Consider the following 26,062-nt stretch of genomic DNA (forward strand, 5'->3'; position numbering starts at 1 on the left):
CCTTTCGGGTGACATCGGATCCGGGTCAGACGGTCCTGAACGCCAGGACGACGTTGTGGCCGCCGAAGCCGAACGAGTCGTTCAGCGCCGCGATGCGGCCCTCGGGCAGCGGGCGGGCCTCGTCGCGGATGATGTCCGCGTCGACCTCCGGGTCGAGGTTCTCGATGTTGATCGTCGGCGGGGCGATGCGGTGCTTGAGCGCGAGGACCGTGGCCACGGTCTCCACGCCGCCCGCGCCACCGAGCAGGTGACCCGTCATCGACTTGGTGCTGGCGATCGCCATGTGGTCGACGTCGTCGCCGAAGGCCTTGCGCAGCGCCTTGATCTCGGCGACGTCGCCCTGCGGGGTCGAGGTGGCGTGCGCGTTCACGTGCACGATCTCGGCCGGCTTGAGGTCCGTCGTGTCGATCAGGTTCTGCAGCGCCGCGGCGATGCCGTTGCCGGACGGCTCGGGCTGCGTGATGTGGTGCGCGTCGGCCGAGATGCCCTGGCCGACGGCCTCCGCGTAGATCTTGGCGCCGCGGGCCCTCGCGTGCTCCTCGGACTCCAGGACGACCACACCGGCGCCCTCGCCGAGCACGAAGCCGTTGCGGTCCGCGTCGTAGGGGCGCGAGGCGCCCTGCGGGTCGTCGTTGTTCTTGGACATCGCCATCATGTTGCCGAAGGCCACGATGGGCAGCGGGTGGATCGCCGCCTCCGTGCCGCCCGCGACGACGACGTCGGCCCGGCCGGTACGGATCATCTCGACCGCGTAGCCGATGGCCTCCGCACCCGAGGCACAGGCCGACACCGGGGTGTGGACGCCCGCCTGGGCGCCCAGCTCGATGCCTACGTTGGCCGCCGGGGAGTTGGGCATCAGCATCGGCACGGTGTGCGGGGAGACGCGGCGTACGCCCTTCTCCCTGAGCACGTCGTACTGGTCCAGGAGGGTGGTCACGCCGCCGATGCCGGAGGCGATCACCGCGCCGAGACGGTCCGGGTCCACCGAGGAGTCCTCGCCCGCCTTGGCGGTGTAGCCGGCGTCCGCCCAGGCCTCCTTGGCCGCGATCAGCGCGAACTGCGCCGACCGGTCCAGCTTGCGCGCCTGCGGGCGCGGGATGACCTCGCCGGGCTCCACGGCGATCTGGCCGGCGATGCGGACCGGCAGCTCGACCGCCCAGTCCTGTTCCAGCAGACTGACGCCGGAGCGGCCCGCGAGCAGGCCCTCCCACGTCGAGGCCGCGTCGCCACCCAGCGGTGTGGTTGCGCCGACACCGGTGACGACCACGGTGCGATTGGTCGAGTTCACAGGAATTTTCTCCACGGTGTTGAGGGGATCAACGGCGCCACCGCCGGGTGGCGACTGAGCACGGGCTCGGTCAGTTCTGGTGCTCGAGGATGTACTTGGTCGCGTCGCCGACCGTCTTGAGGTTCTTGACGTCGTCGTCCGGGATCTTGACGTCGAAACGCTCTTCGGCGGCGACGACGACCTCGACCATGGACAGCGAGTCGACGTCCAGGTCGTCGGTGAAGGACTTGTCCAGCTGGACGTCCTCGACCGGGATGCCGGCGATCTCGTTCACGATCTCCGCGAGACCGGCGACGATCTCTTCCTGAGTGGCGGCCATGTTGGCGCTCCTTCGTATGTATTCAGAGGGTGTGGCGCCCGCCGCGGCAGCGGCAGGTTGGTCGGACCGTCCGGACCTCGCGATCCGGACGTGATGCCTAGGGGAGGGTAACGACCGTGGCGGCGTACACGAGACCCGCCCCGAAGCCGATGACGAGCGCGGTGTCGCCGCTCTTGGCCTCGCCGGTCGCCAGGAGCCGCTCCATGGCGAGCGGGATCGAGGCGGCCGAGGTGTTACCCGTGGTGCGCACGTCACGGGCGACCGTGACGTGTTCGGGCAGCTTCAGAGTCTTCACCATCGAGTCGATGATCCGCTCGTTGGCCTGGTGCGGAATGAAGACATCCAGGTCGTTCGCGCTGATTCCGGCCGCGTCCAGCGCCTGCTGGGCGACCTTCGCCATCTCGAACACGGCCCAGCGGAACACCGCCTGGCCCTCCTGCGTGATGGCCGGGAACTTGTCGGGCGCGCCGTTGCGGTACGCCTCCCAGGACTCGGTCTGCTTGATGGTCTCGGACTTGTCGCCCTCCGAGCCCCACACCGTCGGACCGATCCTCGGCTCCTTGGAGGGGCCGACGATCACGGCGCCGGCACCGTCACCGAACAGGAACGCCGTGGCGCGGTCGGTCAGATCGGTCAGATCGCTCAGCCGCTCCACGCCGATGACCAGGACGTACTCGGCCGAACCATCGGTGACCATACCCCTGGCCAGCGTCAGGCCGTAGCCGAAGCCGGCGCAGCCCGCGGAGATGTCGAACGCGGCGGGCCTGCCCGCGCCGATCTTGTCCGCGATCTCGGTCGCGATGGCCGGGGTCTGCTTGAAGTGCGAGACGGTCGAGACGATCACACCGCCGATCTGCTCGGGCGTGATCCCCGCGTCGGCGATCGCCTTGCCGGCCGCCTCGATCGACATCGCGGCCACGGTCTCCTCGTCGGAGGCCCAGTGGCGGGTGGCGATGCCCGAACGGGAACGGATCCACTCGTCGGACGAGTCGATCGTCTCCAGGATCACCTCGTTCGGCACGACACGGGTGGGCCGGTAGCCGCCGACACCCATGATCCGCGCGTACGGTGCGCCCTGGCTGGGCTTGATCTTCGACATGCGCAACGGCTCCTTGTCTGTCGTCGGCTCAGGAATGCTCGGCGACGAGCGCGCGGGCCGCTTCGAGGTCTTCGGGGGTCTTCACCGCGAGCGTCTGGACGCCCTTCAGCGCACGCTTGGCCAGGCCGGTCAGGGTGCCGCCGGGGCACACCTCGATCAACGCGGTGACGCCCAGCTCGCGGAAGGTCTCCATGCACAGGTCCCAGCGGACCGGGTTGGCCACCTGGCCGACCAGGCGCTCGATCACCTCGGCGCCGGTGGTGACCGCCCGGCCGTCGCGGTTCGAGACGTAGGTGATCTTCGGGTCGGCGGGGGCGAGACCCTGGACGGCCTCCTCCAGGCGGGACACCGCCGGGGCCATGTGGTGCGTGTGGAAGGCGCCCGCGACCTTGAGGACGACGACCTTGCGCACGCCCTCGGGCTTGTCGGCCTCCAGGGCGGCGAGCTGCTCCTTGGTGCCGGCGGCCACGATCTGGCCCGCGCCGTTCACGTTCGCCGGGGTCAGGCCCAGCTTCTCCAGGTGCGGGACGGTGACCTCGGGGTCGCCGCCGAGCAGCGCCGCCATGCCGGTCTCCGTGACGGCCGCGGCCTCCGCCATGGCGAGCCCGCGCTTGCGCACCAGGCGCAGAGCATCGTCGTCGGAGAGCACACCCGCGTACGCGGCGGCCGTGATCTCACCGACGCTGTGTCCGGCGACCGCGCCCGGCGCGATGTCACCGAGTGCCGCGGCGGACAGCAGTCCGGCGGCCACCAGCAGCGGCTGCGCCACGGCGGTGTCGCGGATCGCGTCCGCGTCGGCCTGCGTGCCGTAGTGGGCGAGGTCGAGCCCGATGGCGTCCGACCAGGCGGCGAGGCGGTCCGCGGCGCCGGGGAGGTCGAGCCAGGGGGTCAGGAAGCCGGGCGTCTGAGCGCCTTGGCCGGGAGCGACGAGTACGAGCACTCTCACACTCTCTCTTGTCGACGGCCTGAGCCGCCCGTGGGGACAGGGACGAAGAACGGGTGGGGGAATTGTAGGGGCTCCACAAAATCCTACGACTGAGGATCCCCGTCGGCCAGACGCCCCAGGATGAGCGCGATGCGCAGTGTGAACGCGGAGCGCACGTCGGAGGGCGACCATCCGGTGACGTCAGTCACACGTCGGAGCCGGTAGCGCACGGTGTTGGGGTGAACGAACAGCATCCGCGCGGCGCCTTCCAGGCTGCTCGCCTGCTCCAGATAGACGCTGAGTGTTTCCAGGAGCGCGGAGCCCGCCTCCTCCAGCGGTCTGTAGATCTCCTCCACCAGCTGTTCGCGGGCCGAGGGATCCCCGGCCATCGCGCGCTCCGGCAGCAGATCGTCCGCGAGGACGGGCCGCGGGGCGTCCTGCCAGGCGATGCTCGCCTTGAGCCCGGCGGCCGCCGCCTGCGCGGAACGCGTCGCGGCGAGCAGGTCCGGCACGATCGGCCCGGCCACCACGGGGCCGGCGGCATACGGCCCGATCAGTGCCTTCGCGACCGCCAGCGGATTGTCGCTGCCGCCCGCGATCACGACCAGGCGAGCCCCGAGGACGCCCGTCAGGACCTGCAACTTCGCGTGCCGGGCGGCGCGTCGGATGGCCTCCACGGTCAGCTCGCTGTCGCCGTCCGGGGCGGTGCCGAGGAGCACGCACACGTGCTCGGGGGAGTTCCAGCCGAGCGCGGCGGCGCGGGAGACGGCACCCTCGTCGGCCTCGCCGGAGAGCACCGCGTTCACGACGAGCGATTCGAGCCGGGCGTCCCAGGCACCGCGTGCCTCCGCGGCCTGCGCGTACACCTGGGCGGTGGCGAAGGCGATCTCACGGGCGTAGACGAGGAGCGCCTCACGGAGCACGGACTCGTCGCCCGGGGCCGCCACCTCGTCGATCGCGGACTCCATCACCTCGATCGTCGTACGCACCATCTCCACGGTCTGGCGCAGGGTGATCGCCCTGGTCAGCTCGCGGGGGGCGGTCCCGAAGACGTCGGTGGAGATGGCCTGCGGGGCGTCCGGCTGCCGGAACCACTCGGTGAACGCGGCGATGCCGGCCTGCGCGACCAGGCCGATCCAGGAGCGGTTCTCCGGCGGCATGGCCCGGTACCAGGACAGCGTCTCGTCCATGCGCGCGATCGCCTGCGCCGCGAGGCTCCCCGACGACTTCTCCAGGCGCTTGAGGGTCGCGGTGTGCGCGTGCGGGGTGCGGCGGTCCCGGCCGGGCCCGGCTCCCGGATCCGAGGGGGACCCGGGGGCGGACCCCGGCGGGGACTCCTGGCGGTCTTCGTTCGCTGAGGGTTCGGGCACGGGGACAAGACTGCCTTATCGGGGCGGGGACATGCGGTGCCGGGGCTAACGTGGGGTCCGTGATAGACCTGCGGCGCTCCGGCGACCGGTACCGCGGCGGGGAGGCGGAGGCCGGTATCGAGTCCTTCCACGCCTTCTCCTTCGGGCCCCACTACGACCCCGACAACCTCCGTTTCGGCGCGATCCTGGCCTGCAACGAAGAACGCCTCGCGCCCGGCGCGGGCTTCGACGAACACCCCCACAGCCACACCGAGATCGTGACCTGGGTCGTGGCGGGCGAGCTGACCCACCGCGACTCGACGGGCCGGGAGTCACTCGTGCGCCCCGGCGACCTCCAGCACCTCTCCGCGGGGGGCGGCGTGCGCCACGTGGAGCGCAACGACGGCGACACCCCCCTCGTCTTCGTCCAGATGTGGCTGGCCCCGCTCTCCCCGGGCGGCGACCCGTCCTACGCGGTCGTCCACGGGATCGCCGACTCCACCCCGTACGAGATCCCCGGCGCCGGCGCCCTGCTCCACATCCGCCGCCTGGCCCCGGACGAACGCACCGCCCTGCCGGACGCCCCCTTCACCTACGTCCACGTCGTCCGCGGTGAAATACGGCTGGGCGAGCACCACTTGGGGCAGGGGGACTCGGCGCGGGCCACGGACGAGAGCGCCCTGGAGGCGATAGCCGGGGCGAGCACCCCGGCGGAGCTGCTGGTGTGGGAGATGACGGGGGCCGAGCGGGGCTGACGGGCAACGGGGGCACGCCTGCCTTCGCCGGGCGGGGTCCTTGCCTGGCGGGGTCCTTGCCGTGCGGGGCGCTTGCCGTGCGGCCGCGTCAGAGTTCGGCGAGCACCGCGTCGGTGAACGCGGGCCAGACCTCGACGGCCCAGGGACCGAAGGGCCGATCGGTCAGCGCGACACAGGCCGCCCCCGCGTCCGGGTCGATCCACAAGAACGTCCCCGCCTGCCCGAAGTGCCCGAAGGTCCGAGGCGAAGACGTACTGCCCGTCCAGTGCGGCGCCTTGGCGTCCCGGATCTCGAACCCGAGGCCCCAGTCATTGGGATTCTGGTGCCCGTAGCCCGGCAGCACACCCTTCAGCCCCGGATACGTCACCGTCATCGCCGCCGCCACCGTCCGCGCGTCCAGCAGCCGAGGCGCCTGCACCTCCGCGGCGAACCTGACGAGGTCGTCGACGCTCGACACCGCGTCCTTGGCCGGCGAGCCGCCGCCCTCCAGCGCCGTGGCGCTCATCCCGAGCGGCTCCAGCACCGCCTGCCGCAGGTACTCCGCGAACGGGATGTCCGTCGCCTTGGCGATGTGATCCCCGAGGACCTCGAACCCCGCGTTGGAGTACAGCCGCCGCGTCCCCGGCGCCGACGTCACCCGGTGCTCGTCGAAGGCGAGTCCACTGGTGTGCGCGAGCAGATGCCGCACCGTCGACCCCTCGGGCCCGGCGGGCTCGTCCAGCTCGACCGCGCCCTCCTCGTACGCGACCAGCGCCGCGTACGCCGCGAGCGGCTTGGTCACCGAGGCGAGTGCGAAGCGCCGGTCCGTCGGCCCGTGCGCCCCGGCGATCGTCCCGTCCGCGCGGACGACAGCGGCGGCAGCGGTGGGGACCGGCCAGTTCTCGATCATCGCCAAGCTCTGCATGCCGCCGAGCCTAATTCCTCCCGGGGACTCCGGGGGCGCCGGGGGCGCCTGGTGGAGGTCGGGCTCCCGGGCCCGCTCGTCAGGTGAGATGTTCCCGGGAATTCCTCCTGACCCACTTGCTTGGAGCGCACTCCAAGGTCATAGCGTGAGGGACATGACGGTGATGGAGACCACGCCCGCGCCGGCCCACCCGGCCGACCCCTGCGCCCCGGCGCCCGCCGGGCCGCGCCGCCCGGACGGGCAGGACCACTACACGATCAGCGAAGTCGCCGCCTTCACCGGCCTCACCGCCTACACCCTGCGCTGGTACGAGCGGATCGGCCTGATGCCCCACATCGACCGCTCCCACACGGGCCAGCGCCGCTACCGCAACCGCGACCTGGACTGGCTCGCCTTCGTCGGCAAACTCCGCCTGACCGGCATGCCCGTCGCGGGCATGGTCCGCTACGCCGAACTGGTGCGGGAAGGCGAGCACACCTTCTCCGAGCGCCAGGACCTCCTGGAGCGGACCCGACACGACGTCCGCGCCCGCATCGCGGAGCTGCAGGACACGCTCGCGGTCCTCGACCACAAGATCAATACGTACGCTGGCGCCCGCACGGCGCCGGAGAGGCTCTGAACTGCGATGACCGCTGACAAGACGACGCCTGACAAGACGACGCCCGGCAAGACGACGACGCCCGACGCCAATGCTCACGGCATGGCCACGAGCCGCCTCGGCACCGACGGCCCCGAGGTCGGTGTCCAGGGCCTCGGCTGCATGGGCATGAGCTTCGCGTACGGCCCCACCGACACCGACGAGGCCCGGGCGACCCTGGAGCGCGCCCTCGAACTGGGCGTCACCCTCTACGACACCGCCGACGTCTACGGCATGGGGGAGAACGAGAAGTTCCTCGCCCCCTTCCTCAAGGCGCACCGCGACGAGATCGTCATCGCCACCAAGTTCGCCCTGGCCATCGACCCGAACGAGCCGACGAAGCGGCGCATCGACAACTCCCCCTCCTACATCCGCTCCAGCGTCGACGCCAGCCTCGGCCGCCTCGGCACGGACGTCATCGACCTCTACTACATGCACCGCCGGGACCCGAGTGTCCCCATCGAGGAGACGGTCGGCGCGATGGCCGAACTCGTCGCCGCGGGCAAGGTCAAGCACCTCGGCCTGAGCGAGGTCACCGGCGACGAGCTGCGTGCCGCCCACGCCGTCCACCCCATCGCCGCCGTCCAGTCCGAATGGTCGCTCTTCAGCCGCGACATCGAGCGAGGCGTGGTCCCCGCGGCCGCCGGGCTCGGCGTGGCCCTCGTGCCCTACTCGCCGCTCGGCCGCGGCTTCCTCACCGGCGCGTTCGTCCACGCCGACAAGGAGCTCGGCGAGGACGACTTCCGCCGCCAGCAGCCCCGCTTCACCGGAGCCAACGCCGCCGCCAACGCGGCCCTGCTGGCCCCCGTCCGCACGGTCGCCGACGCCCACGGCGCGAGCCTCGGCCAGATCGCCCTGGCCTGGGTGCAGCAGCGGTCCGCGGTCCACGGCCTGTCCGTCGTCCCGATCCCGGGCACCCGCAAGCGCACCCGCGTCGAGGAGAACACCGCGGCCACCCGCATCACCCTCACCGAGGACGAACTCGCCCTGCTCGACCCCATCGCCGCGGAGGTCGCGGGCGACCGGTACGCCGACATGACCTTCACCTCGGCGGGCCGGGAGTAACCGGGCCGCACGACGGGCCGGGAGCGACCGGGCCGCACCGCCCCCGCATCGCGCCGGCGCGCCGGCCGCTCACAGCTCCGCCAGCAGCTCGGCCTTCTTCAGCGTGAACTCGTCGTCCGTGAGGAGGCCCGCCTGGTGCAGCTCGCCCAGGTGCCGGATGCGGTCCGCGATGTCGGCCGGGTCGCGGCGGACGACCGTGGCGGCGGCCACGCTCGCGCCGACACCGTCGCTCGGCGCGAGCGGCCCCGACGCCCGTACGGCGGCGAGGACCGACGCGGCGAACGGCAGCGACTCGTGGACCGGGCCGTAGCCGAGACCGAAGACGACGGCCGCCGGGTCCTGGTCGGCCTGCGCGGGCTGCGCGACAGGGCTCTCCCTGCGCAGCAGCCTCAGATGGCCTTCGAAGACCTCCGGTGAACGCCACTCGATGCCGCACAGGTCCGTCACGGAGAAGGTCTGGTCCCCGGCCTTCCACTTCGCCGACGAGGCACCCGTCCAGAACCACCGGAAGGACACCTGCTTGCCGTCGAAGGACGCCTTGCCGTCGTACGCCTTGAACTGCAGCGGAGCCTCGGGCGCGGCCACCAGGTAGCGATCGCAGGGCCCGCGGTCGGGCGCCGGGAGCCGCGCCCGCAGCTCGTCCGCGTAGTACTCGGCGAGCGTCTCCCGCTCGGCCGGCAGCACCAGGCGATACGGGTCGCAGCCGTCCTTGAGCTGCCCCGCCGCCGCCTCCATCAGCGGATCGGCGCCCGGTCTCGGCACGGCATGCAGGACGACGGTCCCGCGTTTGCCCGCGGAGAGTGTCACCGCTGCGATCGCCTCAAGCGGGATACGCCGCTCACCGAGTGCTTGGTAGAGCTTCGGTGTGCGGATCCCCCGTTCGAAGCGGATGAGCACGGAGTCGGACTCGAACTCCCAGGCGGCGTGAAATCCGGCCAGAACATCACCCATGCGGCTCATCGTAGGCGGCACGCGTGCCTCCGTCCCTCCTGCGGCGGGCCGCTGTTTCGACGATTTCTACGCGCGTCAGGCCGCTGCCGCGCCAAAAAGGCCTTTCCGGCAGGCCCCGTCCCCGCTCGCGCACCGCACTTCGCGGTAGGCGCCGGTGCCGATCTCGGCGAAATTGCGCAGGCTCTGCGTGCCGGGCTCGAAGTAACCGGTGTGCCCGGCCGCGCCCGCCGCGGACAGCACCCGCGCGCCGAAGCCGCCGGACACCGGGTCCGCGCCATGGCCGAGCCCGCCGACCTCCATGTGCGGCACATCCCGAATCCAGTCGTCGCTGTCCCTCGCGGCCCAGACATGGGCCTTGGTGCCCAGCTGCGACGCCGTCTCGGCGCGCATGCCGGGGCTGCCCGCGACCGTGATGTCGGTGACCCGGTCGGGCAGGGTCCGCGCGGCCACCCCGCACACCACCGAGCCGTAGCTGTGGCAGTACAGCGCCACGGGGGAGCGTCCGGGCAGCGCCCGCACCAGGGAGTCGAGGCGTGCCGCCCCGCTCTCGGCGCGCATGGCCGTGGCCGCGTCCACGCCGATGCCCACGGGCGCGGTGTAGTCGGCCCAGGCGATCACGGCGGTACGCGCGCGCGGGTCCACGGCGCGCTCTTCGCGGTAGAGCGCCTTCGCCATGCCCACCGGAGCCGAGTACTTGCGGAACGTCCGCTCGAACGTCAGCACGGTGGTGTCGACGCCGGGCACCACGACGGAGACCCGGCGCGCCTTGTCGAGATCCCCGAAGACCTCGGCCATGCGCCCGGAACCCATGGGATCGAAGGCGAGGACGTGCCGGCCGGGACGCATCATGACCCCGAACCGCTTCATCCTGCGCTCGGCCTCCTGCTGCCCCAAGGGCGAGAGGCGCTTGTCGCGCATGCGCTCCCGCTCGACCTTGCGGGCCTGCGCCAGGGCGATGCGGTTCGCGCGGTAGCGCAGCTCCACGGGCGCGCCGTTCATGTTGCCGACGGCGAGGGGATAGCGGCCGGCGAGCCGGTCGCGCTGCTGCTCGTCGAGCGAGGCGAAGAAGTGGCCGAGCCGGGCGGCGGGACCGTCGGGGTCGGGCAGCGCGTGTCCGCCTATGCTGCCGCGCTCCCATGCGGAGCGCGCGGCTTCCAGGGGCGAGGACTCGCCCTTGTGGTCGCGTACGGCGGTCCAGCCCGTGGTCGCCAGCATGACGAACACGACGGCCAGCGCGAGCAGAGTGCGCCAGGCGTTGAGTTGAGGGGATGAGTCGAAGGAAGTCACTGCGGAACAGCCTAGGAGAACCCCCAGGCATACCGTGCATCGCGTGAGGCAGATCACGGTTTCGAGTGGGTAATCGGGGTAAAAGCGGGCGCGTTTGAGTGGTGTCGTCACGCTCCGTGTGCGACGTGCGGGTGGGAAGCGTGAGCCGGGGGTGTGGTGCAGGGGGAACCCTTAAGGGGCATTCTGGGGGGCTTTCGCCTATCCGGGTGACGCACATTCGTACCCCTTCCGACGGCGCGGTCGGTCGGTCCACAGTTCTGACGTGAGGTCCGCACGACGCGGACAACTGATCCACACCACACGGGGGTTGAACACATGCGTACGACCACGCCCAGGACCATGCCCACGACCGTCACGACCGTCACGGCCGCCGCACTCACCGCACTCGCCGGGCTCACCGCGCTGATCCTCTCTCCCGCACACCTCGCGGCCGCCGCGCCGCCGACGCTCGGCAGGTGCGACCCCGGCGCGGTGTGTTTCTGGGAGAAGACGGGATTCAAGGGCGTGCGGCACGCCTACGAATTGACCGACATCGACATCGAGAGCTGCATCGCGCTGCCGGAGGGGGGCAGCGCGCAGGCCGTCTCCAACCGCACCGGCCGCCCCGTCACCGCGTACCAGTCCGCCAAATGCGCGGAGACCGGTGAATTCAGCACCTACCCGGGCAGCGGCACCTGGGCGCCCGAATCCCCCTACCGCGTACGGGCCTTCAAGGTCTGGGAAAGCTGAGTGGGGGTACTCGCGGTGTCGGGCCCGAATCGGCCGCATCAAAGGCGATGACGGCGGCCTTCGGGCTTCGGACACAGCACGCGCGAGAACCCTCGCTCACGCGGCCGCACGTGGTCGCGGGGCGGGCCGGACCGCGCGACGCTCGCAAGGGTCGGAGCCATCCGCGCGCTCGCCGGGTTCTCCGGACCGGGGATCGCCCTCGGCCCGCCGGCGATCGCCGGCGGCTGGCTCTCCCTGAGGCGCAACCGGGCCGCCGCCCCGCCCTGAGGTGCAACCGTGCCGTGCCGTCCCGCCCTGAGACGCAGCTGGGCCGGCGTGCCGCCCCGCCGCAGGTCAGGCCGTCCCTCGCCCGCCGAGCGCCTCGGCCTCCCGGGCAGCGGCATCCCGGGTGGCGGCCTCCCCGGCAGCGGCCTCGCGGGCGACGGCCTCCCCGACGGCGCCCTCCCCGGTCACCGGACGAGGCGCCGAGCCCGCCCCCGTCAGAGCCGTCACCTGCGTACGCAGGGCCCGCACCTCGGCCGTCAACGCCTCGATGGCGGCCGTCTGGCGCCGCTCCTCCACATCGTCCTTCTCGAAGCGGGCGATGAACCACGCCGCGATGTTGGCGGTGACCACACCGAGCAGCGCGATGCCCGACAGCATCAACCCGACCGCGAGCACCCGGCCGAGGCCCGTCGTCGGAGCGTGATCGCCGTAACCGACCGTCGTCATGGTGGTGAAGGACCACCACACCGCATCACCCAGTGTCTTGATGTTCCCGTTCGGTGAGTCCCGCTCCACGGAGAGCACCGCGAGGGAACCGAACATCAGCAGGCCGACCACCGAGCCCACCACATACGTCGTCAATCTGATCTGCGACGCCATGCGGGCACGCCGGCCGACGAGCATCAGCGTGGAGACGAGCCGCAGCAGCCGCAGCGGCTGGATCATCGGAAGGATCACGGCACACAGGTCGAGCCAGTGCGTGCGGATGAACTGTCCGCGGTGATCGGTGAGGAGGAGGCGCACGAGATAGTCGAAGGCGAACGAACCCCAGACGACCCACTCCACGACCGTGCAGGCCCGCGACACGGCCGGATTCGCGTCGGGCACGACGATCGGCACGGCGTACGCGACGGCGAACGCCACAGCGAGCCCGAGGAGCGGCCCCTGGGTGAGCTGCTCCCAGCGGTCCTTCGCCCAGCGGCTCTGCTCCCAGCGCCCCGCCTTCCCGCGCCCCGGGCGATCCGATCTCCCGTGCTGCCGCTCCCGGCGGCGGTCCCGAAATGTGCGCTCACCGCGCACCTGCGGCGGTCGTTCCTTCATGGGCGCATCGTAGGAAACGCCGAAGGGCGACGGGGCCCATGGCCCGTCGCCCTCCGCAAAGGCGTCCCGCGAGAGCGGCTACGCGTCGCCGCCGGCCGCGCCGGGGTCGGCGGCCGTGACGTCCAGCAGTTGGTAGCGGTCGATCGCCTGCTTCAGGACGGAGCGGTCGACCTTGCCCTCGCGGGCCAGCTCGGTCAGTACCGCGACCACGATCGACTGCGCGTCGATGTGGAAGTGGCGGCGGGCGGCGCCCCGGGTGTCGGCGAAGCCGAAGCCGTCCGCGCCCAGCGACTGGTACGTGCCGGGCACCCAGCGGGAGATCTGGTCGGGCACGCTCCGCATCCAGTCGGAGACGGCCACGAACGGACCCTGGGCACCGGAGAGCTTCTGCGTCACGTACGGGACGCGCTGCTCCTCCTCGGGGTGCAGGAGGTTGTGGCGCTCCACGTCCACGGCCTCGCGGCGCAGCTCGTTCCAGGAGGTCGCCGACCAGACGTCCGCCTTGACGTTCCACTCCGAGGCGAGGATCTGCTGGGCCTCGACCGCCCACGGGACGGCGACACCGGACGCGAGGATCTGGGCCGGGATGGCGCCCTGCTCGCCGGACTGGAAGCGGTAGATGCCCTTGAGGATGCCGTCGACATCGACGTCCGCCGGCTCGGCCGGGTGCTGGATCGGCTCGTTGTAGACGGTGAGGTAGTAGAAGACGTCCTCGCTCTCGGGGCCGTACATCCGGCGCAGGCCGTCCTTGACGATGTGCGCGATCTCGTAACCGAAGGCCGGGTCGTAGGCGACGCAGCCCGGGTTGGTCGAGGCGAGCAGCTGCGAGTGGCCGTCGGCGTGCTGCAGGCCCTCGCCGGTCAGCGTCGTGCGGCCGGCGGTCGCGCCGAGGACGAAACCGCGCGCCAACTGGTCGGCCATCTGCCAGAACTGGTCGCCGGTGCGCTGGAAACCGAACATCGAGTAGAAGACGTAGACCGGGATGAGGGGTTCGCCGTGGGTGGCGTACGCCGAGCCGGCGGCGATCAGCGAGGCGGTGCAGCCCGCCTCGGAGATGCCGTCGTGCAGCATCTGGCCGGTGGGCGACTCCTTGTAGGCGAGGAGCAGCTCGCGGTCGACGGCCTCGTACTGCTGGCCGAGCGGGTTGTAGATCTTCGCGCTCGGGAAGAACGCGTCCATGCCGAAGGTGCGGTACTCGTCAGGGGCGATCAGCACGAAGCGCTTGCCGATCTCCTTGTCCCGCATGAGGTCCTTCAGGATGCGGACGAACGCCATGGTGGTGGCGATCGACTGCTGACCCGAGCCCTTCTTCGCGGTCGCGTACGTCTTGTCCTCGGGGAGCTGGAGGGGCTTGGCGCGCACGACGCGGGTCGGCACGTAGCCGCCCAGGCTGTTGCGGCGGTCGTGCATGTACTGGATCTCTTCGGAGTCACGGCCGGGGTGGTAGTACGGCGGGGCGCCGTCCTCCAGCTGCTTGTCCGTGATCGGGATGTGCAGACGGTCGCGGAAGCCCTTGAGGTCGTCGACCGTCAGCTTCTTCATCTGGTGCGTGGCGTTGCGGCCCTCGAAGTTCGGGCCGAGGGTCCAGCCCTTGACCGTCTGGGCGAGGATCACCGTCGGCTGGCCCTTGTGGGCCTTGGCCGCCGCGTAGGCCGCGTAGACCTTCTTGTGGTCGTGACCGCCGCGGCCCAGGTGCAGGATCTGCTCGTCGGTCATGTTCTCGACCATGGCGCGCAGGCGGTGGTCGTCGCCGAAGAAGTGCTCGCGGATGTAGGCGCCGGTCTCGGTCGCGTACGTCTGGAACTGGCCGTCGGGGGTGGTGTTCAGCTTGTTGACCAGGATGCCGTCCCGGTCCTGGGCGAGCAGCGGGTCCCAGCTGCGGTCCCAGACGAGCTTGATGACGTTCCAGCCGGCGCCGCGGAACTGGGACTCCAGCTCCTGAATGATCTTGCCGTTGCCGCGCACCGGGCCGTCGAGGCGCTGGAGGTTGCAGTTGACGACGAAGGTGAGGTTGTCCAGGCCCTCGCGGGCGGCGATGGAGAGCTGGCCGAGCGACTCGGGCTCGTCCATCTCGCCGTCACCCAGGTAGGCCCAGACGTGCGACTTGGAGGTGTCGGCGATGCCGCGCGCCTCCATGTAGCGGTTCATCCGCGCCTGGTAGATCGCGCCGAGCGGGCCGAGGCCCATGGAGACGGTCGGGAACTCCCAGAAGTCCGGCATCAGCCGGGGATGCGGATATGAGGACAGGCCGTACGGCGCCTTGGACTTCTCCTGGCGGAACGCGTCGAGCTGCTGCTCGGAGAGCCTGTCCAGGAGGAAGGCGCGGGCGTAGATGCCGGGGGAGGCGTGCCCCTGGAAGAAGATCTGGTCGCCGCCGTCGCCCTCGTCCTTGCCGCGGAAGAAGTGGTTGAAGCCCACGTCGTAGAGCGAGGCGGAGGAGGCGAAGGTGGCGATGTGGCCACCGACCCCGATGCCGGGGCGCTGGGCGCGCGAGACCATCACCGCGGCGTTCCAGCGGGTCGCGTTCAGGACCTTGCGTTCGATCTCCTCGTTGCCGGGGAAGAACGGCTCGTCCTTGGTGGCGATCGTGTTGACGTAATCCGTACTGCGCATTTCGGGGACGGCCACGCGCTTCTCGCGCGCGCGCTCGATCAGCCTGAGCATCAGGTAGCGGGCCCGCTCGCGGCCGCGTTCGTCGACCGCGGCGTCGAGGGAGTCCAGCCACTCCTGGGTCTCCTCGGGATCGAAGTCCGGGACCTGACTCGGCAGGCCGCCAATGATGATCGGGTTGCGATCGGATCCGGAAGCCACGCTGTTCCTTCGCTGTTGGGGCTCTCGCCTGGGTTCTGCCTGGCCGTACACCGCTCCCCATCGTGTACCCGGCTGACGCGGACGTCATCTCTACCAATGGGTAACCGAGGCGATCACCCAGTGTCCCTGGGGTAGGCTCGACCAAATCGCAACGATACGCCCATCCTGCCTAGCCGCTTCGCAGAGCCGTTCGGTCCCGTACGGATGAGGCGGCAGTTGCGGCGACACGGCGGGGAACGTCACCGTTTCGGCGGTCTCGGCGGCCGGGTACTTGCGCGATCCGCCCCGCCCGTGTGGACTACGGCCAATGCCCCGCGCCCGCGCGTGGCTGACAGGCATTCTCAGAAACATGATCAGGAGGCAATCCGTGAGCGCGACCGCGGACCACGCGGAGACGAACCTTGCCGTAAGGCTTGGTTTCCAGCCCGACCAGGTGGTCCAGGAGATCGGCTACGACGACGACGTCGATCAGGAGCTCCGCGAGCTCATCGAAGAGACCATTGGCTCCGAGCTCGTCGACGAGGACTACGACGACGTGGCCGATGCCGTGGTGCTCTGGTTCCGTGAGGACGACGGGGACCTGACCGATGCGCTGGTGGATGCCATCGCCTACATGGAGGAAGGCGGCTCGATCCTGCTGCTCACTCCGAAGACCGGTCGTGACGGGTACGTCGAGCCGAGCGAGATCGGCGAGGCGGCCACCACCGCGGGCCTCTCCCAGACCAAGAGCATCAACGCCGGCAAGGACTGGAACGGCAGCCGGCTGGTCACCCCCAAGGGCGCCGCCAAGAAGCGCTAGCCACCCGCGCGCCGAGCCGCGACCCAGAAGAGACATACCGTGAGGCCCTCGCCGACGACCATCCGTCGGCGAGGGCCTCACGCGTGTGTGAACGGGCCCGGAAGGGGCACGGATCGGCGCACGTAGGGTGGTGTCACCCGAACGGCCCCATCCGAGGGGCCCCGTCGAAGGGATGCGTACCCATGGCGCTCGCTGGAATCGCCACCGGCACCAAGGCCCCGGAGTTCGAGCTGAAGGACAACCACGGCCGGTCCGTGAAGCTGTCCGACTTCCGCGGCGAGAAGAACGTGGTGCTGCTCTTCTACCCGTTCGCGTTCACCGGCGTGTGCACGGGCGAGCTGTGCGCGCTCCGCGACGAGCTGCCGAAGTTCGTCAACGACGACACCCAGCTGCTCGCCGTCTCCGCCGACTCCATCCACACCCTGCGCGTCTTCGCCGAGCAGGAGGGCCTGGAGTACCCGCTGATCTCCGATTTCTGGCCGCACGGCGAGGTCTCGCGGGCGTACGGCGTCTTCGACGAGGACAAGGGCTGTGCGGTGCGCGGCACCTTCATCATCGACAAGGAAGGCGTCGTGCGCTGGAGCGTCGTCAACGACCTGCCCGACGCGCGTGACCTGAACGAGTACCTCCAGGCGCTCGACACCCTGTGACTCTTCGGCCGCAGAGCCCGGGGTCGCCGGGAACCGGTCACTAGGATCCACTCGTTGATCCGATGGCAACGCAACGCTTGGGGCTCCCCGCCCCTGGACACCAATTGGGAGGACTTGTGGGAGTCAGCCTCAGCAAGGGCGGCAACGTATCGCTGAGCAAGGAGGCGCCCGGCCTGACCGCGGTTCTGGTCGGCCTCGGCTGGGATGTGCGTACCACCACCGGTACGGACTTCGACCTGGACGCCAGCGCGATCCTGACGAACGCGGAGGGCAAGGTCAGCAGTGACCAGAACTTCGTGTTCTTCAACAACCTGAAGAGCCCCGACGGCTCCGTCGAGCACACCGGTGACAACACCACCGGTGAGGGCGAGGGCGACGACGAGGTGATCAAGGTCGACCTCTCGGCGGTCCCCGCCGACGTCGACAAGATCGTCTTCCCGGTCTCCATCTATGACGCGGAGACGCGCCAGCAGTCGTTCGGCCAGGTCCGCAACGCGTTCATCCGCGTCGTGAACCAGGCGGGCGGCGCGGAGATCGCGCGGTACGACCTCTCCGAGGACGCCTCGACGGAGACCGCCATGGTCTTCGGCGAGCTGTACCGCCACGGCGCCGAGTGGAAGTTCCGCGCGGTCGGCCAGGGCTACGCCTCGGGCCTGCGCGGCATCGCGCAGGACTTCGGCGTCAACGTCTGAGCCGAACAGCCCCTCCGCCGTCCCGTCCGGCGCCGCACATCGAAGGTGCGGCGCCGGACGCGCTCATCACCCCGTGCCCCCGTCACCGCGGGGACACCGCCGTCATCCCGGGGAGGACCACGAACATGGGCGTCACACTCGCCAAGGGAGGCAATGTCTCCCTCTCCAAGGCCGCGCCGAACCTCACCCAGGTCCTCGTCGGCCTCGGCTGGGACGCGCGCTCGACCACCGGCGCCCCCTTCGACCTCGACGCCAGCGCGCTGCTGTGCGGCGCGGGCAAGGTCCTCGGCGACGACTGGTTCGTCTTCTACAACAACCTGAAGAGCCCCGACGGCTCCGTCGAGCACACCGGCGACAACCTCACCGGTGAGGGCGATGGCGACGACGAGTCGCTCCTGGTCGACCTCGCGCAGGTGCCGACCCACTGCGACCGGATCGTCATCGTGGTCTCGATCCATGACGCGGACACGCGCGGGCAGGCCTTCGGCCAGGTCAGCAACGCGTTCATCCGGGTGGTGAACCAGGCGGACGGGCAGGAGCTGGCGCGCTACGACCTCAGTGAGGACGCCTCCACGGAGACCGCCATGATCTTCGGGGAGGTCTACCGCCACGGCGGCGAGTGGAAGTTCCGCGCCGTCGGGCAGGGGTACGCGTCGGGCCTGCGAGGTATCGCTCTAGACTTCGGGGTCAACGTTTCGTAAAGCCGGGACCGGCGCGGGGGAGACCGCTGAACGGGAGCCCGTACACACACGATTGGGTAACCAGTGATTCTGAAAACCTTCGGCTGGTCGTTCGCGGTGACCGCGCTCGGCCTTGTCGCCGCGGTGCTCTACGGGGGGTGGACCGGATTCGGCGTCGTCGCGATCCTGTCCATCCTCGAGATCTCGCTGTCCTTCGACAACGCGGTGGTCAATGCCGGAATCCTGAAGAAGATGAGCGCCTTCTGGCAGCGGATCTTCCTCACCGTCGGTGTCCTGATCGCGGTCTTCGGCATGCGGCTGGTCTTCCCCGTCGTCATCGTGGCCATCAGTGCCAAGATCGGTCCGATCGAGGCGGTCCGTCTCGCGCTCAACGACAAGGACCGGTACCAGCAGCTGGTCACCGACGCCCACCCGTCGATCGCCGCCTTCGGTGGCATGTTCCTGTTGATGATCTTCCTCGACTTCATCTTCGAGGACCGTGACATCAAGTGGCTGGGCTGGATCGAGCGCCCGCTCGCCAAGCTCGGCAAGGTCGACATGCTGTCGGTCTGCATCGCGCTCGTCGTGCTCCTGATCAGCTCGATGACCGTCGCCACCCACGCCCACCAGCACGGCGGCATCCACGTGGACAAGGCGCAGACCGTCCTGATCTCCGGTATCGCCGGCCTCATCACCTACCTCGTGGTGGGCGGCCTCTCCAGCTACTTCGAGAACAAGCTGGAGGAGGACGAGGAGCGCGAGCACGAGGCCGAGGAAGAGGCCAAGCGGAGCGGCAAGAAGGTTCCCGCCGTCGTGATGGCGGGCAAGGCCGCGTTCTTCATGTTCCTCTACTTGGAGGTCCTGGACGCGTCCTTCTCCTTCGACGGTGTCATCGGCGCCTTCGCGATCACCAACGACATCGTCCTGATGGCGCTCGGCCTCGGCATCGGCGCCATGTACGTCCGGTCGCTCACGGTCTACCTGGTCCGCCAGGGCACCCTCGACGACTACGTCTACCTGGAGCACGGCGCGCACTACGCGATCGGCGCCCTCGCCGTCCTCCTCCTGGTCACCATCCAGTACGAGATCCACGAGGTCATCACCGGTTCCGTCGGCGTCCTCCTGATCGCCTGGTCCTTCTTCTCCTCCGTGCGGCGCAACAAGCGGCTCGCGGCGGCCGAGGGACAGGGCAGCTCCGGAGAGAAGAGCGAGGTCCCGTCCGGGGTCTGACACTGACCGATTCCCTCACCGGGGCGGCCGATTCCGTACCGCGGAGTGTGACGGCGGCCCCGGTGAGGAACGCTCTGTGCGGGGCGGCCGTCGAGGAGGAGTCCTCAGGGCCGCCCCGTCGCCGTACGTATGGGGCACGAGGACACTTGGGGGCGGCATGTCCTTCTGGGACGGTCTGTGGCGAGGACGATCGATGGACTTCGATTCGGGCGGCGCCGCGACCAATTCCATCGAACTGACCAAGCGCAACCCGACGGTCTCGCTCAGCAAACAGGGCGCGGCCACCGGCAATCTGCGCGTCAACCTCTCCTGGCAGATGCGCACGTCCGACTTCATGGGCAAGCAGCGCCGCCGCGGCAGCCTGCTGCGGCACCCGCTCAAGCTGTTCCAGCCCGACGTGGTCCAGGCGCACACCCAGGGCGTGGTCAACGTGGACCTCGACATCGGCTGCCTGTACGAGCTGATGGACGGCACCAAGGGGGTCGTGCAGCCGCTGGGAGGCTTCTTCGGCAGCCTCAACGCGCCGCCGTACGTGAAGCTGAGCGGCGACGACCGGTTCGGCTCGCCCTCCGGCGAGACGATCTACGTCAATCTCGACCACCGCGAGTCCATCAAGCGGCTGCTGGTCTTCGCGTACATCTACGACCAGACGCCCGCCTTCGACCGCACGCACGCCAAGGTCACGCTCTATCCCAGCAACGGGCCGAGGATCGAGATCGACCTGGACGAGCGCCAGCCGCAGGCCCGCTCGTGCGCCGTGGTGTCCGTCGAGAACGTCAAGGGCGAGCTGGTCGTGCGGCGCGAGGTGAAGTTCGTCTACGGCTTCCAGGCCGAGCTGGACCGGCTCTACGGCTGGGGACTCCAGTGGGGCCGGGGCTACAAGACCAAGGTCGGCTGAGCCCGCGCGCCCCTGGGCGTCCGGGCCGGTCCTCACCCGACCTCAGCGGGGCAGGAACTGCGGCCCCTGAGGAGGCAGCCGGAAGTTCGGGTCGGGCAGGGGGGCCACCGGCTGCGGATAGCCGTACGAGGGAGCCGGCGCCGGTGGCGGTGCGCCGAGCGGCGCGGGATGCGTGGGAGCCGCCGGAGGGTAGCCGTACGCGGGCTGGGGCGCCGGGTACCGGGGCGGCTCGGGGGAGTGATCGTAGGAGGGCTGCGGGCCGGGGTGGGCCGCGGCCGGCCGGGGCAGCGGCTGCGCGACGGAGGGCGGCGGCTGGACCAGGGACGGCTGCGGCTGCGGCGCGCTCTGCTGGGGCGGCAGCGGGAAGTACGCCGCGGGCGCGGCGGGCACGGCCGCGGTGGGCGCCGTCGCGCCGGAGTCCGTGTCGTCCACGGAGATCCCGAAGTCGGAGGCGAGTCCCTCCAGGCCGTTGGAGTAGCCCTCGCCGAGCGCCCGGAACTTCCAGCCCTCGCCGCGGCGGTACAGCTCTCCGCAGATCAGCGCGGTCTCCTCGCCGGTCTGCGGGGTGATGTCGAAGTAGGCGAGCGGCTCGCCCTCGGCGACCGTGGCGTCGTACAGCAGGATGCGCAGCGACGGTACGTGCTCGAAGGCGACGCCCTCCGCGGACGCGGCCAGCAGGACGCGGCTCACGCCGGCCTCCATGCCGGCCAGATCCGCCTGGATCGTGTCGGTCACGCCCTCGGCGGCCCGCTTCTTGCCGAGCCGCCAGACCTTGCCGCCGGGGTGGCGCGGCTGGTTGTAGAAGACGAAGTCCTCGTCCGAGCGCACCCTGCCGTCGCCGCCGAGGAGCAGCGCCGACGCGTCGACGTCGGGCACGCCCACCCCGGGGGCCCAGCGCAGCACGGCGCGGACCGCCGAGGCCTCCAGAGGGACGTTGGACCCCTTCAACATCGCGTGCGTCATGCGGTCATCCTGCCTTCCCCCGCACGGGCGGGACAACGCGGGGGCTCTCCCGGTCCCGACCGCGTCGGCAGGCCCCTGACCTGCGGGTGGTGCGAGCGTGCGACGGTTGTGCGGTGAGGGTGTGCGACATGGCCGGGTTACCTGAAGTTCATGCCCGGAGGGAACCCCCGGCACCCGTCCCTACGTACTATTACCGGCCACATCACAACGGTCCATGCCGACGAAACAGGCGATAACGGCGGAACAAGGGAATCTCATGCGTCATTTCGGGCACATCGCCCCAGAGGTGCGACAGCGCGTCTTCCACCGGGAACCGTGTGCCTTCACCGCGGACTCCCCGCCCCACCTGCTCGCATCCGCGCTCGGCGCCACGCTCTACAGCCCGGCCACCCGCCCCCGCCTCGCCGACGACGTCCTGAAGCAGGCCGGCCGCGGGGTGACCTCCATGGTGATCTGCCTGGAGGACTCCATCGACGACTCCGAGGTGGCCGACGCCGAGGAGAACCTCGTCCGGCACTTCACCGACCTGGCGGAACGGGGCCAGGAGCCCCCGCTGCTGTTCATCCGGGTCCGGGCCGCCGAGCAGATCCCCGACCTGACCCGAAGGCTCGGGCCGAGCCTTCGGTTGTTGTCCGGATTCGTCCTGCCGAAGTTCACCGAAGAGCGAGGGGTTCCGTTCCTGGAGGCCATCGCCGCCGCCGAGACGGACGGCAGGCGCCGGCTCTTCGCCATGCCGGTCCTGGAGTCGCCCGAACTGCTGCACCTGGAGAGCCGCGCCGAGACCCTCGCCGGGATCGCCCGCACCGTCGACAAGTACCGCGACCGGGTGCTCGCGCTGCGCCTCGGCGTCACCGACTTCTGCTCGGCGTACGGACTGCGCAGACCGCCGGACATGACCGCCTACGACGTACAGATCGTGGCCTCCGTCATCGCGGACGTGGTGAACGTCCTCGGCAGGGCCGACGGCACCGGATTCACCGTGACCGGGCCCGTGTGGGAGTACTTCCGCGTCCAGGAGCGCATGTTCAAGCCGCAGCTGCGCCGCAGCCCCTTCCTGGCGGGCCGCGCCGAGGAGCTGCGGCAGGCCCTGATCGAGCACGACATGGACGGCCTGCTGCGCGAGATCGAGCTGGACCGCGCCAACGGCCTGCTCGGCAAGACCTGCATCCACCCCTCGCACGTGCTGCCCGTGCACGCCCTGTCCGTCGTCAGCCACGAGGAGTTCAGCGACGCCGAGGACATCCTGCGCCCGGAGCGCGGTGGCGGCGGCGTCCTGCGCTCCTCGTACACGAACAAGATGAACGAGGTGAAGCCGCACCGCGCCTGGGCCGAGCGGACTCTGCGGCGGGCCGAGGTCTTCGGCGTCGCCAGGGAGGACATCGGCTTCGTGGAGCTGCTCACCGCCGGGTTGCCCGGCTGATGAACGTGAGGAACATGACGTACGTGAGACAAGACGCGGTGTGGTCGGGGACCTGGGTCGCCGAACGGCTCGGGGTCGGGCTCGACGGCGACCAGACGCTGCCCGGCCTGCTCGGCCTCGCGCTGCGCCGCAACCCCAAGCGGGCACACCTCCTGGTGTCCAACGTGCTCGGCAAGCACGTCCCGCAGCACCCCTCGGTCGTGTACGCGGCCGGGCACGACCTCGGGGCCCGGGTGCGGGCCCTGCTCGGCGACGACGAGGCCGGGCGGGCCGTCGTCCTCGGCTACGCGGAGACCGCGACCGGCCTCGGCCACGCCGTCGCCGACGGGGTCGCCCTCGCGCCCTACCTGCACTCCACCCGGCGCCCCGTCGAGGGCGTCGCACGCGCGGGCGGCTTCGAGGAGGCCCACTCGCACGCCACCTCGCACCTGCTCCTGCCCGAGGACCCCCGCCTGCTCGCCGGGGACGGCCCGCTGGTCCTCGTCGACGACGAGTTCTCCACCGGCAACACGGTCCTGAACACCATCCGTGACCTGCACGGGAGCTTCCCGCGCGAGCGGTACGTGATCGTGGCGCTGGTCGACATGCGCTCGCCGGACGACCAGGGCCGCCTCGCCGCCTTCGCCCGGGAGATCGGCGCCCGCGTCGACCTGATCGCGCTGGCGTCCGGGACGGTGCGGCTGCCCGACGACGTCCTGGAGAAGGGGCGGCGCCTGGTCGCCGAGCACGAGACGGACCCCGCCCCGCCGCCCCCGCGCGCAAAGCGCGGCACGGTCTCCCGCGTCGAGCTGGGCTGGCCCGCCGGAGTACCCGACGGCGGGCGGCACGGCTTCACGCCCGCGCACCGGGAGCGGCTGCGCGCGGCGCTGCCCGACATGGCCGAGCGGATCGCGCGGGCCCTGCCGGACGGCGCGCGCCGCGGCCGCGTACTCGTCCTCGGTTTCGAGGAGCTGATGTACGCGCCGCTCGCGCTCGGCGTGGAGCTGGAGCGGCAGGTGGGGGCGGAGGTGCGGTACTCCACCACGACCCGCTCGCCCGTCCTCGCCGTGGACGACCCCGGTTACGCGATACGCACCCGCCTGGTCTTCCCCGCGCACGACGCGCCCGCCGACGGGGCCGGACCCCGGTTCGCCTACAACGTCGCGGGCGGCGGCTTCGACGCGGTCGTCGCAGTGGTGGACTCCGTCGCCGACACCCCGCAACTGCACGCCGCCGACGGCCTGCTGGCGCAGCTCTCCGCGCACGCCGGACAGGTGCTGCTGGCCGTCGTCCCCTCGTACGTCCCCTCCCGCGTCCCCACGACGCGGGGTGCGGACGTCCCCGAAAGGTCCCCCATGCTCCCCGAGCCGCTCCGTGGCCCCGCCTTCTCCTCGTACGCGCCCGACGACGTCGGCTGGCTGCTCCAGGACCTCTCGGGCGTGACGCTCGAAGCGCCCACCGAGGAGCGCGAGGAGGCGATCCAGAGCGGCGGCGCGCACTACGCCGAGTCGCTGCCGGTCGAATACCAGCCCAGCGAGCGCTACCAGGACCTGTTCCGTGCCGCGCTCGACACCTCCGCCGCCCGCATCGCCCAGGCCGTCGGCACCGTCACCGACATCGTCCTCGCCGAGCGGCCGCCGCGCCCCGTCCTCGTGTCGCTGGCCCGCGCGGGCACGCCCGTCGGCGTCCTGATGCGCCGCTGGGCCGCCCACCGGCACGGAATCGACCTGCCGCACTACGCCGTCTCCATCGTGCGCGGCCGGGGCATCGACGCCAACGCGCTGCGCTGGCTCGCCGCCCATCACGACCCCGCCGACATCGTCTTCGTCGACGGCTGGACCGGCAAGGGCGCGATCACCCGTGAACTCGCCGACGCGGTCCGGGAGTTCGAGGAGAACGGCGGCCCGGTGGGCTTCCGCCCGGAGATCGCGGTGCTGGCCGACCCCGGTTCGTGTGTGCGCACCTACGGCACCCGCGAGGACTTCCTCATCCCCTCCGCCTGCCTCAACTCCACGGTGTCCGGCCTGATCTCACGCACCGTGCTGCGTGCGGACCTGGTCGGCCCGGACGACTTCCACGGCGCGAAGTTCTACCGCGAACTGGCGGACGCCGATGTGTCCGGACACTTCGTCGACACGGTCGCCGCTCACTTCGACGCGGTCGCCGACACGGTGGACGCCCAGGTCAAGGACGCGCTGTCCGCCGACAGGGCACCGACCTGGGAGGGCTGGGCCGCCGTGGAGCGCATCAGCGAGGAGTACGGCATCCACGACGTGAACCTCGTCAAGCCGGGCGTCGGCGAGACGACCCGGGTGCTGCTGCGCCGCGTCCCCTGGAAGATCCTGGCCCGCACCGGAGCGGGGGCGGACCTCGACCACATCCGGCTGCTCGCCGAGCAGCGGGGCGTACCCGTCGAGGAGGTCGGTGAACTCCCGTACAGCTGCGTGGGGTTGATCCATCCCAAGTACACGCGCGGCGCGACCGGCGCGGACGGCAGGGCGGTGGCTTCGCAGTGACCCGACTCGTCGCCAGCGACCTCGACCGCACCCTCATCTACTCCGCCGCCGCCCTCGGCCTGACCATGCCCGACGCCGAGGCGCCGCGCCTGCTCTGCGTCGAGGTGTACGAGGGCAGGCCGCTCTCCTACCTCACCGAGACCGCCGCCGGCCTCCTCGACGAACTGGGCCGCAGCACGGCCTTCGTGCCGACCACGACCCGCACCCGCGAACAGTACGGCCGCATCCATCTCCCGGGCCCGCCCCCGCGCTTCGCGATCTGCGCCAACGGCGGGCACATCCTGGTCGACGGCGCCCCTGACCCCGAGTGGCGTACGCGGGTGGCGCGCCGCCTGGCCGACGAGTGCGCCTCGCTCGACGAGGTCCGCGCACACCTCGTGCGCACCGCCGACCCCGCCTGGCTGCTGAAGGAACGCGTCGCCGAGGACCTCTTCGCGTACCTCGTCGTAGAGCGCTCACTGTTGCCCGAGGGCTGGGTCAAGGAGCTGGGGGAGTGGGCCCTGGCCCGCGGCTGGACCGTCTCGCTCCAGGGCCGCAAGATCTACGCGGTGCCGCAGCCGCTCACCAAGAGCGCGGCGGTCCGGGAGGTAGCGCGGCGGATCGGCGCGGACGAGATCCTCACCGCGGGCGACTCGCTGCTCGACACCGACCTGCTGCTCGCCGGCGACCGCTCCTGGCGGCCCGGCCACGGCGAACTGGCCGACACCGGTTTCGTCGCGCCGGGCCTGACGGTGCTGCCGCAGCGCGGGATCGCGGCGGGGGAGGAGATCCTGCGGGCATTCCTCCGGGCGGGGAAGCCCCGCTAGCCTGT

General features: G+C 70.9%; 24 protein-coding genes. 13 read left to right on the plus strand and 11 right to left on the minus strand.

The features are described 5' to 3' along the window. Positions 1–25 precede the first annotated feature (25 nt). From fabF to ACZ5GP_RS03260, 5 genes are all read right to left on the minus strand, one after another. Positions 26–1,288, minus strand: a complete 1,263-nt coding sequence (fabF, locus tag ACZ5GP_RS03240) for a beta-ketoacyl-ACP synthase II (protein ID WP_468749138.1) — start codon at positions 1,286–1,288, stop codon at positions 26–28. A gap of 70 nt (positions 1,289–1,358) precedes the next feature. After that, positions 1,359–1,607: an acyl carrier protein gene (locus ACZ5GP_RS03245; RefSeq protein WP_030777934.1), complete on the minus strand. Its 249-nt coding sequence runs from the start codon at positions 1,605–1,607 to the stop codon at positions 1,359–1,361. 97 nt (positions 1,608–1,704) lie between these two features. Then, on the minus strand, positions 1,705–2,706 hold the full coding sequence (locus ACZ5GP_RS03250) for a beta-ketoacyl-ACP synthase 3 (RefSeq protein ID WP_468749139.1): 1,002 nt from the start codon (positions 2,704–2,706) through the stop codon (positions 1,705–1,707). Positions 2,707–2,734: 28 nt separating this feature from the next. Continuing rightward, a complete protein-coding gene (locus ACZ5GP_RS03255) occupies positions 2,735–3,646 on the minus strand; it encodes an ACP S-malonyltransferase (protein ID WP_468749140.1) in 912 nt (303 codons plus the stop codon). Positions 3,647–3,735: 89 nt separating this feature from the next. Next, positions 3,736–5,001 (minus strand): PucR family transcriptional regulator, encoded by a 1,266-nt coding sequence (locus ACZ5GP_RS03260; RefSeq protein ID WP_361080854.1) that lies wholly within the window; start codon positions 4,999–5,001, stop codon positions 3,736–3,738. 59 nt (positions 5,002–5,060) lie between these two features. Between ACZ5GP_RS03260 and ACZ5GP_RS03265 the strand changes: the two genes are divergently transcribed. Next, the gene (locus ACZ5GP_RS03265) at positions 5,061–5,735 is read left to right on the plus strand and encodes a pirin family protein (RefSeq protein WP_468749141.1); all 675 of its coding nucleotides are present in this window, start codon (positions 5,061–5,063) and stop codon (positions 5,733–5,735) included. 88 nt (positions 5,736–5,823) lie between these two features. On the opposite strand, the gene ACZ5GP_RS03270 is transcribed toward ACZ5GP_RS03265, so the two are convergent. Continuing rightward, positions 5,824–6,639 carry a serine hydrolase domain-containing protein gene (locus ACZ5GP_RS03270; RefSeq protein WP_468749142.1) on the minus strand — a complete coding sequence of 272 codons (816 nt, stop codon included), beginning with the start codon at positions 6,637–6,639 and terminating at the stop codon, positions 5,824–5,826. A gap of 154 nt (positions 6,640–6,793) precedes the next feature. Between ACZ5GP_RS03270 and ACZ5GP_RS03275 the strand changes: the two genes are divergently transcribed. Together ACZ5GP_RS03275 and ACZ5GP_RS03280 are read left to right on the plus strand one after the other, a co-directional pair. Continuing rightward, entirely contained in the window at positions 6,794–7,258 is a 465-nt protein-coding gene (locus ACZ5GP_RS03275; RefSeq protein WP_468749143.1) for a MerR family transcriptional regulator, read from the plus strand. Between the two features lie 81 nt (positions 7,259–7,339). Continuing rightward, positions 7,340–8,341, plus strand: coding sequence for an aldo/keto reductase (locus ACZ5GP_RS03280; RefSeq protein ID WP_468749671.1), 1,002 nt, complete (start codon positions 7,340–7,342; stop codon positions 8,339–8,341). Between the two features lie 69 nt (positions 8,342–8,410). Here ACZ5GP_RS03280 and ACZ5GP_RS03285 read toward each other — a convergent pair whose 3' ends face one another. Then, on the minus strand, positions 8,411–9,292 hold the full coding sequence (locus ACZ5GP_RS03285; RefSeq protein WP_468749144.1) for a DUF4429 domain-containing protein: 882 nt from the start codon (positions 9,290–9,292) through the stop codon (positions 8,411–8,413). Positions 9,293–9,367: 75 nt separating this feature from the next. Further along, positions 9,368–10,579, minus strand: a complete 1,212-nt coding sequence (locus ACZ5GP_RS03290; RefSeq protein ID WP_468749145.1) for an alpha/beta hydrolase — start codon at positions 10,577–10,579, stop codon at positions 9,368–9,370. A 315-nt stretch (positions 10,580–10,894) separates the two neighbouring features. Here ACZ5GP_RS03290 and ACZ5GP_RS03295 point away from each other — a divergent pair, with 315 nt between their 5' ends. Beyond that, a complete protein-coding gene (locus ACZ5GP_RS03295; RefSeq protein WP_468749146.1) occupies positions 10,895–11,308 on the plus strand; it encodes a peptidase inhibitor family I36 protein in 414 nt (137 codons plus the stop codon). Positions 11,309–11,641: 333 nt separating this feature from the next. On the opposite strand, the gene ACZ5GP_RS03300 is transcribed toward ACZ5GP_RS03295, so the two are convergent. Both ACZ5GP_RS03300 and aceE read right to left on the minus strand, forming a co-directional pair. Beyond that, entirely contained in the window at positions 11,642–12,436 is a 795-nt protein-coding gene (locus ACZ5GP_RS03300; protein WP_468749672.1) for a potassium channel family protein, read from the minus strand. A 255-nt stretch (positions 12,437–12,691) separates the two neighbouring features. Next, the gene (aceE, locus tag ACZ5GP_RS03305) at positions 12,692–15,424 is read right to left on the minus strand and encodes a pyruvate dehydrogenase (acetyl-transferring), homodimeric type (RefSeq protein ID WP_468749147.1); all 2,733 of its coding nucleotides are present in this window, start codon (positions 15,422–15,424) and stop codon (positions 12,692–12,694) included. 367 nt (positions 15,425–15,791) lie between these two features. Here aceE and ACZ5GP_RS03310 point away from each other — a divergent pair, with 367 nt between their 5' ends. From ACZ5GP_RS03310 to ACZ5GP_RS03335, 6 genes are all read left to right on the plus strand, one after another. Beyond that, complete coding sequence (locus tag ACZ5GP_RS03310) at positions 15,792–16,223, plus strand: DUF3052 domain-containing protein (protein ID WP_468749148.1); 432 nt, start codon at positions 15,792–15,794, stop codon at positions 16,221–16,223. A gap of 182 nt (positions 16,224–16,405) precedes the next feature. Beyond that, positions 16,406–16,873, plus strand: a complete 468-nt coding sequence (locus ACZ5GP_RS03315; RefSeq protein ID WP_468749149.1) for a peroxiredoxin — start codon at positions 16,406–16,408, stop codon at positions 16,871–16,873. Positions 16,874–16,989: 116 nt separating this feature from the next. Further along, positions 16,990–17,565: a TerD family protein gene (locus ACZ5GP_RS03320; RefSeq protein WP_468749150.1), complete on the plus strand. Its 576-nt coding sequence runs from the start codon at positions 16,990–16,992 to the stop codon at positions 17,563–17,565. Between the two features lie 125 nt (positions 17,566–17,690). Beyond that, the gene (locus ACZ5GP_RS03325; protein ID WP_468749151.1) at positions 17,691–18,266 is read left to right on the plus strand and encodes a TerD family protein; all 576 of its coding nucleotides are present in this window, start codon (positions 17,691–17,693) and stop codon (positions 18,264–18,266) included. 63 nt (positions 18,267–18,329) lie between these two features. Next, positions 18,330–19,475, plus strand: a complete 1,146-nt coding sequence (locus tag ACZ5GP_RS03330; protein ID WP_468749152.1) for a DUF475 domain-containing protein — start codon at positions 18,330–18,332, stop codon at positions 19,473–19,475. A gap of 157 nt (positions 19,476–19,632) precedes the next feature. Continuing rightward, entirely contained in the window at positions 19,633–20,373 is a 741-nt protein-coding gene (locus tag ACZ5GP_RS03335; protein ID WP_468749153.1) for a TerD family protein, read from the plus strand. A gap of 42 nt (positions 20,374–20,415) precedes the next feature. Here the strand turns inward: ACZ5GP_RS03335 and ACZ5GP_RS03340 are convergent, their stop codons facing one another. Further along, positions 20,416–21,336 carry a TerD family protein gene (locus ACZ5GP_RS03340; RefSeq protein ID WP_468749154.1) on the minus strand — a complete coding sequence of 307 codons (921 nt, stop codon included), beginning with the start codon at positions 21,334–21,336 and terminating at the stop codon, positions 20,416–20,418. 256 nt (positions 21,337–21,592) lie between these two features. On the opposite strand from ACZ5GP_RS03340, the gene ACZ5GP_RS03345 reads away from it, so the two are divergent. From ACZ5GP_RS03345 to ACZ5GP_RS03355, 3 genes are read left to right on the plus strand one after another with little or no spacing between them, the layout of a single operon-like run. Beyond that, a complete protein-coding gene (locus ACZ5GP_RS03345; RefSeq protein ID WP_468749155.1) occupies positions 21,593–22,756 on the plus strand; it encodes an HpcH/HpaI aldolase/citrate lyase family protein in 1,164 nt (387 codons plus the stop codon). A gap of 14 nt (positions 22,757–22,770) precedes the next feature. Next, on the plus strand, positions 22,771–25,251 hold the full coding sequence (locus ACZ5GP_RS03350; protein ID WP_468749156.1) for a phosphoribosyltransferase: 2,481 nt from the start codon (positions 22,771–22,773) through the stop codon (positions 25,249–25,251). Then, a complete protein-coding gene (locus tag ACZ5GP_RS03355; protein ID WP_468749157.1) occupies positions 25,248–26,057 on the plus strand; it encodes an HAD family hydrolase in 810 nt (269 codons plus the stop codon). The genes ACZ5GP_RS03350 and ACZ5GP_RS03355 overlap by 4 nt, the downstream gene beginning before the upstream one ends. Positions 26,058–26,062: the final 5 nt, after the last annotated feature.

The organism is Streptomyces sp. NPDC031466, from assembly GCF_055581265.1.